The 13,398-nt window shown below is 44.9% G+C and carries 11 protein-coding genes; 3 read left to right on the top strand and 8 right to left on the bottom strand.

Features of this window, described 5'->3' with window-relative positions:
- The first annotated feature begins 51 nt into the window (after window positions 1–51).
- The 3 genes from ACLBLI_RS13495 to ACLBLI_RS13485 are packed head-to-tail and all read left to right on the top strand — an operon-like array spanning window position 52 to window position 3,764.
- A complete protein-coding gene (locus ACLBLI_RS13495; protein ID WP_414828112.1) occupies window positions 52–1,371 on the top strand; it encodes an O-antigen ligase family protein in 1,320 nt (439 codons plus the stop codon).
- Window positions 1,372–1,376: 5 nt separating this feature from the next.
- On the top strand, window positions 1,377–2,828 hold the full coding sequence (locus tag ACLBLI_RS13490) for an oligosaccharide flippase family protein (RefSeq protein WP_414828111.1): 1,452 nt from the start codon (window positions 1,377–1,379) through the stop codon (window positions 2,826–2,828).
- Between the two features lie 42 nt (window positions 2,829–2,870).
- Complete coding sequence (locus ACLBLI_RS13485; RefSeq protein WP_414828110.1) at window positions 2,871–3,764, top strand: glycosyltransferase family 2 protein; 894 nt, start codon at window positions 2,871–2,873, stop codon at window positions 3,762–3,764.
- 41 nt (window positions 3,765–3,805) lie between these two features.
- Here ACLBLI_RS13485 and ACLBLI_RS13480 read toward each other — a convergent pair whose 3' ends face one another.
- The 8 genes from ACLBLI_RS13480 to ACLBLI_RS13445 all read right to left on the bottom strand — a co-directional run bounded on the left by ACLBLI_RS13480 (window position 3,806) and on the right by ACLBLI_RS13445 (window position 13,393).
- Window positions 3,806–4,885, bottom strand: coding sequence for a glycosyltransferase family 4 protein (locus ACLBLI_RS13480; RefSeq protein WP_414828109.1), 1,080 nt, complete (start codon window positions 4,883–4,885; stop codon window positions 3,806–3,808).
- A 70-nt stretch (window positions 4,886–4,955) separates the two neighbouring features.
- On the bottom strand, window positions 4,956–5,987 hold the full coding sequence (locus ACLBLI_RS13475) for a sulfotransferase (protein WP_414828108.1): 1,032 nt from the start codon (window positions 5,985–5,987) through the stop codon (window positions 4,956–4,958).
- 73 nt (window positions 5,988–6,060) lie between these two features.
- Window positions 6,061–7,176, bottom strand: a complete 1,116-nt coding sequence (locus ACLBLI_RS13470; RefSeq protein WP_414828107.1) for a glycosyltransferase — start codon at window positions 7,174–7,176, stop codon at window positions 6,061–6,063.
- A 13-nt stretch (window positions 7,177–7,189) separates the two neighbouring features.
- A complete protein-coding gene (locus ACLBLI_RS13465; protein ID WP_414828106.1) occupies window positions 7,190–8,287 on the bottom strand; it encodes a glycosyltransferase family 4 protein in 1,098 nt (365 codons plus the stop codon).
- Between the two features lie 9 nt (window positions 8,288–8,296).
- On the bottom strand, window positions 8,297–10,198 hold the full coding sequence (asnB, locus tag ACLBLI_RS13460) for an asparagine synthase (glutamine-hydrolyzing) (protein ID WP_414828105.1): 1,902 nt from the start codon (window positions 10,196–10,198) through the stop codon (window positions 8,297–8,299).
- A 9-nt stretch (window positions 10,199–10,207) separates the two neighbouring features.
- The gene (locus ACLBLI_RS13455) at window positions 10,208–11,269 is read right to left on the bottom strand and encodes a GNAT family N-acetyltransferase (RefSeq protein ID WP_414828104.1); all 1,062 of its coding nucleotides are present in this window, start codon (window positions 11,267–11,269) and stop codon (window positions 10,208–10,210) included.
- Window positions 11,266–12,288, bottom strand: a complete 1,023-nt coding sequence (locus tag ACLBLI_RS13450; RefSeq protein ID WP_414828103.1) for a polysaccharide deacetylase family protein — start codon at window positions 12,286–12,288, stop codon at window positions 11,266–11,268. The genes ACLBLI_RS13455 and ACLBLI_RS13450 overlap by 4 nt, the downstream gene beginning before the upstream one ends.
- Entirely contained in the window at window positions 12,281–13,393 is a 1,113-nt protein-coding gene (locus ACLBLI_RS13445) for a glycosyltransferase (RefSeq protein WP_414828102.1), read from the bottom strand. The genes ACLBLI_RS13450 and ACLBLI_RS13445 overlap by 8 nt, the downstream gene beginning before the upstream one ends.
- Between the last annotated feature and the right edge of the window lie 5 nt (window positions 13,394–13,398).

Below are 13,398 nucleotides of genomic sequence, written 5' to 3'. Positions count from 1 at the left end.
ATTTTTATGGTTCTAACGAGTTAAGGCTTTCTAAAGGATGAGTGTTTACACATGTTGAATGTATTGTTGTTTCTTTCAACGTATATCGGTGGTTTTTTATTTGCTTTCAGGCACTCGGCAGCCATTGCCTTTGCACTCTATCAGGCAGTTTATTATTTTCACCCGCAAAATCGCTGGTGGGGGTACATGGTACCAGAGCTCAGCTATTCGTTTTTTACCGTTGTGCTGATGTTAATGGTTTTTGTGTTTAACTTTAAGTTACTAAATAAAAACCAGCTTCTTAAAAGCCCTCACTTCAGGTGGATTTACTTTATCCTGCTGTTATTCGGGGTGACATATTTTTACGCGGCAATTCCCTGGCATCATGAATACGCGCTTATAAACTTTTTTAAACTCGTTATCACCATGAGTCTGGCGTACAAGATAATAAATACGACTAAGGATTTAGACTATGTGCTATGGGCGCATATTTTCGGTGGTTGGTATTTGTCTTTTGCGGCTTATCAGATAGGCAGGAATAGCGGTGACCGGGTTGAAGGAATCGGCACTGTAGATTCGCCTGATGCCAACGGCGCCGCCGCCGCAATCGCGCCAGCAATTGTGCTGGGGCTGTACTATTTTTGGGTGACCAAAAATAAAATTGCCAAGGCAGCGCTAGTGATTGCGGGGGCGTTTATGGCAAACGCTATCGTACTTATTAACAGTCGGGGCGCGTTTTTGGGCGTTGCGTGCAGTATTTTTTATTTCATTTTCCATATGTTTTTTTCTCGTTTCCAAAGGCCATATCAAAAAGCCTCAGTTATTGGTATTTTGATACTTGGCATGGCGGGAACGGTATACGTTGTCGATGACAGCTTTGTCGCGCGAATGAAAACCATTTTTTCTGAAGAAGTGTCTGAAGAAGCCGAATCTGGAGCAACCCGAACAGTATACTGGATAGCGGCATGGGATATGGCTAAAGATCACCCGTTTGGTGCCGGTATAGCGGGGTTTGAATATTATGCGCCAGATTACATACCACAAAACGTAAATACAGGAAATAGCAGAAATCGCGCGGTTCACTCTACCTGGTTTGAAGCACTTTCAGAGCTTGGCTATCTTGGTTTTTTTGCGCTAATCGCCATGCTGTACACGTGCTATTACAGTAACCGCAAATGCATGAAAGTGTTGCAGAAAGACGGCAAAGTAGATGAGTACTTCAGAATGCGGGCGATAGAGGGGGCGCTGATATGTTTTCTGGTAACAATGACGTTCCTAAACCGCTTCAGAGCAGATGTATTTTACTGGCTTATTTTGTACTGTGCGGTGGCATATAATATTTATGTAATAAAACCCAAGAACAAGCAAGCAATAAGCTCTGAGCGAGCGTAACTCTCATGTCCACTATTCGACGTTCGTTCTTTTTCTCATCTGTCACGCAGTACCTTAACAAACTTATCAGCTTCGCTTTTGTGGTTATTACCGCGCGAATGCTGACGCCTGAAGAATTGGGCCTGTATGCCATTGCTTCGGGGGTGGTCATTGTTGCTTCAGAATTCAGGTTAATGGGAGCAACTAACTACCTTGTCCGATCTGAAAAAATTGACAAGAGTATGGTTTGTTCCGGGCTAGGCCTAACCATTTGCATATGCTGGCCGCTAGCGCTGCTTATTGTTTTCGCCTCCGATCACGTCGCAAACTTTTACGATTTAGCACCGTTGGCGCTGCTGTTTAAAATATTGGCGATTCCTTTTTTAGTAGCCCCGTTTATCAGTATCTCTGCGTGCATGCTCACCAGAGAAATGGCCTTTCACAAGATCATGATCATTAGACTGACATCGTTGATTGTGAAAATCGTGTCGTCGGTTTACATGATGTGGCTAGGATACAGTTATTACGCTTTAGCCTGGGGCCTGGTAATTGCTACTGCATTTGAAATTGTGCTGTACTTTTTTATGCGAAGCGACATCGTAAGCTGGAAGCCGAGCTTCAAAGGGCTGAGGCCCATTTTTCATTTTGGTATATACAACACCTTGATTAACGCGCTACACCGATTTGAGTCCGTAGCACCTGACATCATACTGGGTAAATTTGCGAATGTGAGGGATGTAGCGCTTTTCTCCCGGGGGGCGGGTTTCCTGACGTTTGTCAATGAAATGGTGACCGCGGGTGTGTGGCAGGTTGCCTTGCCCGCAATGTCAAAAGTGAAAAGGGAAGGTGGCGATGTCAGCGAAGGATATATTAAAGCCAGTCTGATGTTGGGCGGGTTGGTACTGCCCGTGCTTGGTGTGGCTGCTTATGCCGCTGAGCCTGTCATTCTAATGATATTCGGCGAACAGTGGGAAGAATCCGTTCCCGTTGCTCAGGTAATTGTGGGGTGGGTGATGTTTAAATCTATTCATACACTTAGTACACCACTGATGATAACTACCGCAAACGAAAAGCCGTTGTTAGTCAAGCAAGTGTGTGTCTTTGCGATTTGTTTAGGCTTGGGGATTTTAGCTGCGCCATCAGGCATGATGATGATGGCGTGGGCGATGGTGTGTGTGGGTATCGCTGACTATATTATTACCTCGTTATTTTTATGGCGATATTTGCAAATCAGTATTTTCAGCTTTGCCCTGAGGCTGCTTTCCAACTTACTGATTAGCCTTTGCTGTGTGGCAGCAACGGCATTAATCGATAACGCCGTGGACTTCAGTAGTGCCGAACCGTTATTCTCTGTTTTTGTGATAGCGCTGATACTGCCATTCGTTTGGCTGGCATGTATTTACCTCTTTAAGCACCCATTACGAAATGAAATATCGTTAGTTGCCAGACAGATACGAACCCGTTTTGCTGCCACTTAAATCTGCAACCAAGAATAAGTTGTACAAGGAGTTGAAGACGTTATGCCAACTGTATCGGTAATCATTCCGGTGTTTAATGCAGGGAAATTTATACGCTCTACGCTTGAGAGCGTGTTCTCTCAGACTTATACGGATTTTGAGGTTGTGATCGTAAACGACGGCTCGACGGATGATTCTGAATCTGTCATACGCAGTTTTAACGACAATAGAATTGTTTATATCGCGCAAGAGAATGGTGGCGTATCTGCAGCCAGAAACAACGGAATTTTTCATGCCCAAGGTAAGTATGTTGCATTTTTGGATGCTGACGACTTATGGCATCCCGAGAAGCTTCGCCTGCAGGTTGCGGCGCTGGAAGAAAACCCAGATGTTCATTTATGTTACTGTGACAGAGAGGTATTTGGGTCGGACTCAGATGTGACTACCAATACATCTGTAGATTTACCGGAAATAGAGAACACACAGGAGAGCCTCTTCCTTCAGTTGCTTAAACACAATCACATTCAATGCTCGTCCGTCATTGTAAGGAAATCACTGCTTTCCAGAGCAGGGATATTTGATTCAAATCTCGCAGCGTCTGAAGACTCTGACTTATGGATAAGAGCCTCCAGACATACGGATTTTATTCATATTACGCATCCGCTCTCTTTCTACCGTCACCACGATTCAAATACAATACATACCGTTGAGTTTCGGCGAAACCGTCTTTTTGCTGAGATGATGTTTTTTGCTCGATGGATTAAAGATAAAAGTGCGCGCGACATACTGGCTGGCAGAATTAGGGGAAGTAGTCACTCTCTGGCTTATGAAGAACAAGAGCGAAGCAATTTTAAAAATGCATTTCGGCTTTGGCTGTTAAGCTTTATTCTTGGTAAACGAGGGGTAAAAGCGTTCTTTAAAATCTTAGTGCTTTGGTATAAATCAAAACGCAATTAAAGCCCTAAAGTACGCTTAAACGGTTTAAAAAACTTAGGTAATTACAAATATTGCCGGTAAATTTCGAAAACCTCGTTGATATGCCTTTCTTTAGAAAACTGCTTTTTAATCTTGGTAGTGTTAGCGGTGTAAAACTTCTCGTAGTCGGCCTCAACGACTTTTTCGACCGCTTCTGCAAGTAAATCCGGGCGGTGCGGTGGCACGATGAATCCATTTTCAGGCTCAGAGACTATTTCTGGCAGACCGCCTACACGTGTAATGATGACCGGCTTACCGTATTGCATTGCCTCAATTGCACACCTTCCGAACGGCTCTTCATGTGACGGGCATATAACAAGGTCTAGTTGCTTTATTTTCTCATCTACATCTAATACAAAACCATGGAAAGTTACATTGGACTGAATGCCAAGAGTGCTGGCATAGCTTTCCAGCTCCTTGTCTCGGTTTTGTTTAAGATTGTCCCCGCCAATAATATGAAATTGTAGCTGAGGCATTTTTTGCAACAGTCGCTTTGCCATCTCAAGAAAGTCTTCATGACCTTTCACTTTTTGCAAATTAGCAATAATCCCGATGTTCTTAATTTCATGTGTTGGTGGGGAAGGGGGGACCTGCTTATCCATAACTGCGTTATGAATTACGCTAAACGCAGAGGACTTTCCACATGATAAATATTTGGCGATAGAACTCTTCATATAGTGGCTAACAAATATGAAGTGTTGTGGAGGATGAAGCTTTTTAAATGCCCACCGATAGTAGTCAGGCCCCAAATCAAAACGCACGTGTGTGATCAATGGGAGTGTCATCCAGTGGCAGATAGTGCTGACAGAGCGTGCCGCTAATGTTCCATTTGTATGGACTAATTTGATTTTTTCAGCTTTTACTATTCGGGATAATTTAACAAGAAATGATACATAACGTAGCGCATTTGCCATGTTCGGAGGCGTAATGTGAAGTACAAATACCTTTATGCCTTGCCGACGAAACAAGTCGGCGGCCTCGCCCTCTTCCGGAACGATTACGACTGGTGTAATACCCTTGTCACGGATGCCTGTCATAAGCAGTTCAAGGCTTCTATTTCCTCCTCCGATTTCACCGGAGTTGGCTACATATAGTACGTTCATATTGACACTCAAACTTCGTAAATTAGGTTAGCGAATGCACTGCTCAACACCCTGATAATTTCCTGTAAAATCACACGTTACTCAACCATCCTGAAAGAATGCGTTCACATTTTTCTTCATGATCTGCAAACCACTTATCATCGGCATACTTCTTCCAGCGACCAGCTGCGGGGGAGCTAATAATATCAGCTAACTCATCCAGATTTTCCGGTTGCATATCAAGCGCAGTAAACAATAAGGCTATAGTTTCTTTTGGGTTGCTGGTAAGGGCTTCGTAACTTATTGAGGTGTCGCAGTACTTTTTCCCGAATAAGTAAGAAAGCTTCCAGAGAAAATAAAAGCGCTGGTAAGGGTGAGGGGTCACACTTCGATTTAAAAAAGGGAAATATGTTTGTAAGTCGTCGCACCAGGAATTTAGGTAAAAATTATCTTCATAGGTCGTTTCAATCGTATCCGCTGACATGCTGTCGGGATTTGTCAGAAATGAACACCACTGGTCTCTCGGGTGGCGATAAAGGTGAACGTATTTCGCCTGAGGGTAGTTTGCCCTTAGCCAGGGAAGTCTGAAATCGATACGGTTGAACTGCATTACAGGGCGTTTAGCCGCAACATCGATAAGAGCATCAATATAGGCTTTCATCTTGGCGTCGTAATGAGCAGGCGTCATCAGCAAATTGGTATCTATCCAGTGATCCTGATAATACTGCTCCAGAAAGCTAAGGCCACTAAACTCTTCCCAGTAGTCTTTTACGCCCCGATGGGTGTTATCAACAAATTCGCCACGACTGGAAGCGGCAAACCACTTCCTTTCGTTAAAAGGCTCATAGTAAGCGGTGCACAAACCACTCTGTCTGAACACGTTCCACAACAGTGTTGATCCTGAACGAAACCGACTAGTGATAATTATCGGCTTCTGGTTGCTCTGCTTATCCTGATACTCAAGGTCGGGGTAGGGCGAAGGCGCATTGCTCAATTCATCACAAAATGCTGAATTTGGGTTACGATGTACGTCCAGCCAATTTTTTACATCCTGCTCCTGAAGCAACCTGATAAGCAGATCTGAGAGCCTGGTTTTTATTGTTGTTTTCAGCCGCGTTAACATGTCTGATTATCGCTCCGCAGTGTCGTTTTTTGCGTTAATTGGTTTGAGTTGTTTGCAGCGCACAGGGCTACGCTCAGTGCTGCGCTAAGGCGGTGTATAGTGCCTCAAAACTTTTGGTCATTGAAGCGGTAGAAAACCTTTCTTCAAAACGAATTCTGGCCGCTTTTCCCATTTCGCTGCGGGCGTCGGCATTGTTACATAGCTCTATGATGGCACTGGCGTAGGCCTGAGCATCATCATTTGGGGTAACCAAACCGTTATAACCGTGTTCAATGATCTCCGGGTTGCCGCCGGCATCTGTTACCACACAGGGGCGATACAACGACATTGCCTCCAGCAGCGTCATTGATGTGCCTTCGCTTAAAGATGACAGCAAATAAATATCCATAGCTTCCAGATATGCGGCAGGCTCGGTGATGTAGCCAGTTAGTATGACATTATCTGTAAGAGCAAGGGACTCAATTGTGCTTTCCAGGTTAGCTCTTTCTTCCCCATCACCCACTATCACAAGTTTTGCATCTATACCGGTATCAAGCACCTTTTTGAACGCATTAAGCATCATGTTGTGATTCTTAATAGGATCCAGTCTGGCAACCGTGCCTAACAGCAAGGTTTTATCACTCAGTCCAAGTTGCTGGCGTATTTTTCTGGCTGTATTTTGAGGCTGCAATCCGACAATGCCGTTGTAGATTACGGCAATTTTATTTTCCGCGATAAATTCAAATTCCGTCAGCGCCTGCTTTGTTGCCTGAGAAATCGCAGTCACCGCATCGGTATTGGTGAGTAGCAAAGGGTTGATAACCCGGCGCTTCCACGTGGTGCTATCCGGATAAAACCGGCCATGTTCAGTAAAAATTGTTTTGGTGTTAGTAAATGCAGTAGCCAGTGTGCCGTAAAACCATGGTGTATATTGATGGCAGTGAACAATATCGATTTTTCGCTCGCGTATGATTGCCCGGGTGGCTTTTATCAGCTCCTTATCGATACCCGCACGTCTGGATAAGCATGTAATGGAGACGCCTTTGTCTTGCAGTGCTTCACCGAAGGGGCCTAGTGGCGATTCAAGACACAGTATCGACATGGTAAACGCATCGTTGTTTGCACTTTCAATAAGATTGCGGATCACCTGCTCTGTGCCGCCAATTCGCATGTCGAAAGTAATGTGAAGCACGTTTAGTGGTTTTGTCATTTTATGCAATCTTTTAACTCAAGGCGTTATCGTATAACTGCTTCATATCATCCGCTCTTTTTTGCGGTGAGAATTTTGTTTTTACCTTACGTAATGCTGCCAAAGATAAATTACCTCTTGCTTCTTCAGAACGTACTAAGAAGTCAATATTCTCATATACTTTTTCAGTTAAATAAGAGGAGAACTCTTTGGGGATATTATTAACTTCGTATCCCCTAAACTCCCTAATAAAATTAAACTGCTCAGTATCAATGAGAATGCCGTCTTTTTTATTATCAATTATTTCAGGTATAGCAAAGTGTGCGGTGGAAATGACAGGAAGTCCAAATGACATGGCTTCTAATATCGCAAATCCAAAAGTTTCTTGGTAAGTGGGAGACACAAAAATATCAGCTGTGGGGTAGATATCATTTAAAAGTTCATCTCTCGAAACTCTGGTATGCGTAATGGCATTGTGACTATTAATCTTTTGTTGATACTCCTGCTTGAGGCTTTGATTATTTGTGTCAAGTTCAGTGTTGCCTATAATTTTCAAATGAAGATAAGGGTGTGCCTTGTGGAGTTCGATAAAAGCATCGACCACATTTGCCCCGCCTTTTCTGAAAAAGTCGCCCACAAAAAGAATGGTAAAGTCATCCTTTTTTAAATTAGTCCGTAGTTCCCTCGGTGTTACGCATGGGTAAACAACCCTGGATTTACGTTGTATATCAGCATCGACTTTCCCCGCATAAGTATTGAAAGTTTTCAGCCCTGCATGACTTTTAAAAACGATATTTTTAAAATTCTCCCTTTTAAAGACAGACTCAATCATCTTTAATTTTATCTTTCTGGGCAAAGGGCAGTGAAGGAAACTAAAGTTAGCTGTTCCCGAAAATTCAGCAGGTGTATATATCCAGGGCTTATGCGTGTGAGCCGGAAAAATTGGTGCTTCAACTAAATCGACACCGTCATCCTCAGCAGTGTAGAAAAAGCGCTTCGCCGTACTGGGAAACAATTTGGAATATGGATTGGGTTTAGTATCTACAAATCTATAGTCATAACCGTCTGGTGGAAATTTAGAGTATTCTTGGGCAATCCCGTGTTTTTCTGTAATTCCAACAATTTTTCGCATAATCTTATATTATCCTTGGCTATCCATGTGCTCACTAACATATCTTTTCCACCATAGCTGAAACATCAACATAGACCAAAGTATGGTGCTGTAGTCTTGTTTCTTAGTCTGATGTAAATGCCATATTTTGGTTATTTCTTCTTTCTTGAATATTTCTGCAATGCCAGCGTTTGAATCAATTAATGCTTCGTGAGCCAAAGATTGGAGCTCTCCCCTAAACCATTCGGCCAGTGGCACAGAGAAACCCATTTTCTTTCTGTGCAAAAGGCTTTCCGGAATAAATGACGTAAAAGCTTCTTTCAGGATCCGCTTTTTCACGCCATCCTTAAACTTCTGCTCTGAGGGCAGGGAGGCGGCGAACTCCGCCACCTTGTAATCCAGCAGTGGGGCACGCACTTCCAGCGTATTCGCCATGCTCATTCGGTCTACTTTTACTAAAATGCCACCAGTAAGGTACGTTTTCACATCAGTGTATAAAATTTTACTCAGGTGGTCCGGGCCATCTGCCTTGGCGTACTTCTCCAGTGTAATCTGACTGGGATGATAGCTGCCCAGAGCCTTTGATATCTCAGGCTTCACCAATTGGTTCCAGGTTTCATCTGTCATCTGGCTATTGGTAATGTAAAAACCCATAGCCGGAGAATGGCTGAGGCTGGTTAGCAGCGACTTGCCTCGTTGAGCGGCCCTGAAAGGCAGCATGCCGGCAACCTTGGCAAGAGACGGAAAAAGGCTTTTTCTGATGGATTGGGGAAACTTCTCTCTAAGACGATTCTCGATATCGTCTGTGGTGTACTTTTCGTACCCGGCGAACATTTCGTCACCACCATCACCAGCAATTGCTACGGTGACTTCCTTTCTGGCTAGTTCAGAGACGAAGAAGGTGGGTACCAGTGAGGGGTCGGCAAAGGGCTCATCAAAGAAACCAGCAATGTGCTCCAGGCGTTCAGCTACGTTCTGATGTACCGTAAACTCGTGATGTTCAGTGTGATATTTCTCGGCGATTTCTTTGGCAAACTCAGCCTCATTGAACTTCTCGTCATCAAAGCCTATGGTGCAGGTTTTTACCGGCTTTTCGCTGTTCTGCGCCATGATTGCCACGATACCCGAGCTGTCCACCCCCCCGCTTAAAAATGCACCCAGCGGTACGTCACTGATCATACGTTGCCGCGTAGTGTCATTGAGCAGGTTTAGCAGAGCCTGTTTGTTGTCTGCCAGGGACTTATCAGAGGTATGCTTAAAGCTCAGATCCCAGTATTCTCTGATATCGATACCCTCCTGCGTTACCAACATATAGTGCGCAGGCGGAAGTTTGTGAATATCCTCAAAAATGCTTTTGGGGTCAGGAATATACTGATATGCAAAGAAGTCGTATACCGCATCAAGGCGAATTTTCTTAGGGATCTCATCCAGTGCGAGTATCGCTTTTATTTCAGAAGCGAACGCGAATCTGCCGTCTTTGCTGAAATAGTAAAGTGGCTTTTTACCCATTCGGTCTCTGGCGATAAAAAGAGATTGCTTGCGTTTGTCCCAAAGCGCAAAGGCAAACATGCCGTTCAGGCGTTCAAGACAATTAACACCTTCTTTTTCATAAAGCGCCAGGATCACTTCAGTATCGGTATGAGAGTGAAACTGTACCCCTTGTGCAACCAGTTCTTCACGCAGTTCCAGAAAGTTGTATATCTCGCCATTAAAGACAATTACCAGATTGCCATCCGCGGAATACATCGGCTGGTTACCCGCTTCAGAGAGGTCGATAATGCTCAGTCGCCTGTGACACAGTCCGATATGATCGTCAATGTAGACTCCGCCAGCATCAGGACCGCGATGAAGAATAGTTTCTCCCATTTTCTGAAGCGTTGCGCTGTCGCCTTCGGCATAGTGCATTAGGCTAAAGCCTGCAATTCCACACATCTTACGTTCCTATAAACTGATAAATGGCCGTAGCCGTGACCCAAGCAGCACAGATACCGACACTGGCAGCTTTTTCCATATATTTTCCACCAGTGCCCTCGACTGACCGGGCTCTGTAAATGCTTGTGGAATGGTTTCTTTATTCTGGTTCAGTTTCTGCCAGTTAAGCAGTTGCGGTTGCGCTCCCCATTGTTTCTTGAAGCGGTACGTTCCCTCTTCATAGGTAGAGCGACCAAAATCGAATTCTTGCTTATTATTGTCGGCGCAATGGGCCAGTAGTGACCAGTACAACAGCATATTTGGCGCGAGCCGGTTGTGACGTTGTAATGTTGAGGCCCAGGGAATACACGCTTTGGTATTACAACTTAGTACAATACCCGCCCCGATGGGCAAGTCATCAAGATACACTACGCTGATAACGCAGTCTTCCTGATACGCGTCAACAATAGCCCGAAACCATTTTCTTGCGTGGGCAGGGGAACCCAGATCCCGCATATTCTCAGCATAGACAGAGTAGAAGTCATCCAGAAGCTTAGTCGATTGGCCTAACTGAAACGTCAGCCCATTCTTTTCGGCTTTTCTGATCTGACTTCTCAGCTTCGACTTGAAAGAAGCCAGCAGTGCCTCACTACCTTCAGGAAGCTCCAGTAGCATTCTGACTTTTTGATGCTCCATGGAGTGACTATCCATCGGTGCAGGAAGCAGTCCTCTGACTTCATGGTATTTCGCACTGGACGTTTGTATCTGTTCGATCAGGTACGACTGCATCGTGGACAATATTTGCTCGTTGTCCGCCAGGCCATATCCCACGTCGCAGTAGGGCAGCGAGCAGACCTGCCTTCCCCAGAACGGGATAGACATAGTGATTGCCGGGAAAATCCCGACCACCTTTCCTGTACTGTTATCTGTGGCAATAGCACCACTAATGGTGTGTCCATAGGCAGTATTAACCGCGCTAAGCCAACCATAAAGGTGGTAGGGCGACGCTTTAGGGTGTGAATTTACGTAGTCATTCCAGGTCGATGAGTCTTCATTATCGACCAGTCGAACGTCAATCGATGTCTGGTTCATGATGTTGCTGTTTCCCATCGTAATACCGGATTAGTAGCCGCTGTCTGTTGCAAAATATTCGCTGCTTCGGTAATGCTGCAGAACTGCACGTTGGCGTGCCGGGAGAGATAACGTACGCTGCTTTCTATGCGAGTACAAATTCGTTCAAACGCATCATTGACATTCAGCAAGCCTGTAGCGCCATCAATAAGGCTGGAGCTGTGAAGATACATGTGAATGATCGGATGGCCTCTGCGCAAACTGACGTTTATCAGTGAGTTCATGTTTGCAGAATCAAATAACTCAGGACTTAAATATATTTTTCGTAAGAGCGTTGTGTGCCAGAGAATACCTATTGCCCGGAACCAGGAAAACGGAGCTTTCGACAGTTTCTTGTGAATAGAATGGGCCAGAGTAAAGTGCTTTCGGTTAAAACCGGCCGTCACCGGCAGTTCCATGATGTTGCGCTGTGTGCCGACATTCAGCGGGTTCTCTGTATCCGGCCAGTAAGGCGTGAGAGGTGAGCCTTCACAGTCGAAAAACTCATTATCAAAGAAAGGGTATACGCTGGAATCAACCGTGTAGCCAAGGTCTGTCAACAATTGCAATGTAGAACCGTCAATACCCCACCTTCCACTTCTGAAAGATACCGGTGAAAACCCTATTTTGTCCTGAATTAACCGTGTGAGAGTAAGAAGCTTTTGCTCAACCTGTTCTTTTGGCAGATTGACAACGTGTGATGACGCTTCTGTTGTTTTTTCAAAGTACGGCGGGTTACACCATGGGTGTAAATGGGCGCCTATTTCAGCTTCATTGTTTTTAATAAACGACGATAAAATCGTTTGTCCTGACGTACTGTTTACTACCGGATAATCGACGAAGTAAGTAGGCTTTATTCCTAACTTACGACAAAAGCTATGAAACTCAGGAAGCCGCTCAATATTTTTTATCGAGCAGTTATCCGTGGGGAAATCCCCCTCCCATTGCCACTCTTCTTCTGTATCGATAGAAAGCACAAAGAGTACGTCAGGTTTATGCATTTACATTGCTCTCTAGTAGCTCTACGAACAGCGTATCATACTCATTCGCCATCCGTTGGGCTGAAAAGTTCTCTTCGACAAAGAGCCGGGAGTTATGCGCCAGTTTGGTTGCCAGAGCGTTATCATCCAGCAGCATTTCCCAATGTTCGAGTAACTGCGCTTTGTCGTAAAGCGGCGCCAGTAACCCGGTTTCGTTATGGGTGATAAGCTGATCGATACCCGCGATGTCGTAAGCAGATACCGGGATTTCCATTGCACACGCTTCCATGAGGCAACGGGGGATCCCCTCCAGTGTGGAAGTCATGACGAACAGGTCGAAGTCTCTGAGTAACTGCAGACGGTCATTTCTGAAGCCAAGAAAATGGATATCCTCACGAGACGGCAGTGTTTGTGTGTAACTTTCAAGCTCAGGTCTCGATTCGCCGTCTCCCAGAAGCACCAGTTCTACATCGTCTCGTTTAGCACGCAAGGTTGTAAAACAATCCAGAATGTCTTTTATGTTCTTGCGGCTAATCATCTGCCCAACAAAGCCGATAGTTCGCTTGGTTTTAGGGGCTTGCTGATCTTTGGTTTGTCGTACAGCTTCAACTTCTGACAAATCAACGCCATTTTGAATGTATCGGGTTTTATGCTCGGGGACGTTTAATTCTCGAACGTCCTGCAATAGTTGCCGCGAGAGAGGGACGACCAAGTCGGCATATTTCATGGCAATATTGCCGGCCCAGATGAACGCTTTGAGTTTGAAGTCGGCAGCATTCTCGAAGCCATGTGGCGTTACGACACACGGGATACCTGCTTTTCTTGCCGCCAGAATACCGATGATGTCTGATTTGTACCCATGGGTATGAATGATATCGATTTCACGCTCTTTTATGAGTTTTGCCAGGTGTCTGACTACCTGAATATCGAACTTGTTTCTCATCGGTAAGCGATGGGTTTTACCGAGCGGGGTAAATTGCTTTACCAGCTCAAGTTCTTCTGTACCGGGTTCGTCTGTGACTGCCAGCTCGCTTGTTGTCGTTTGAGGTAGGTGCTTAGTCAGCGCAAGTACCCATCTCTCCGCACCATAAAATCCTGTTGAACAGATAAACTGTAATACTTTCATAATTC

Origin of the sequence: Alteromonas sp. H39, from assembly GCF_047556435.1 — a bacterium.
Taxonomy (GTDB): Bacteria; Pseudomonadota; Gammaproteobacteria; order Enterobacterales; family Alteromonadaceae; genus Alteromonas.
This window is presented reverse-complemented; position numbering and strand designations above follow the sequence as displayed.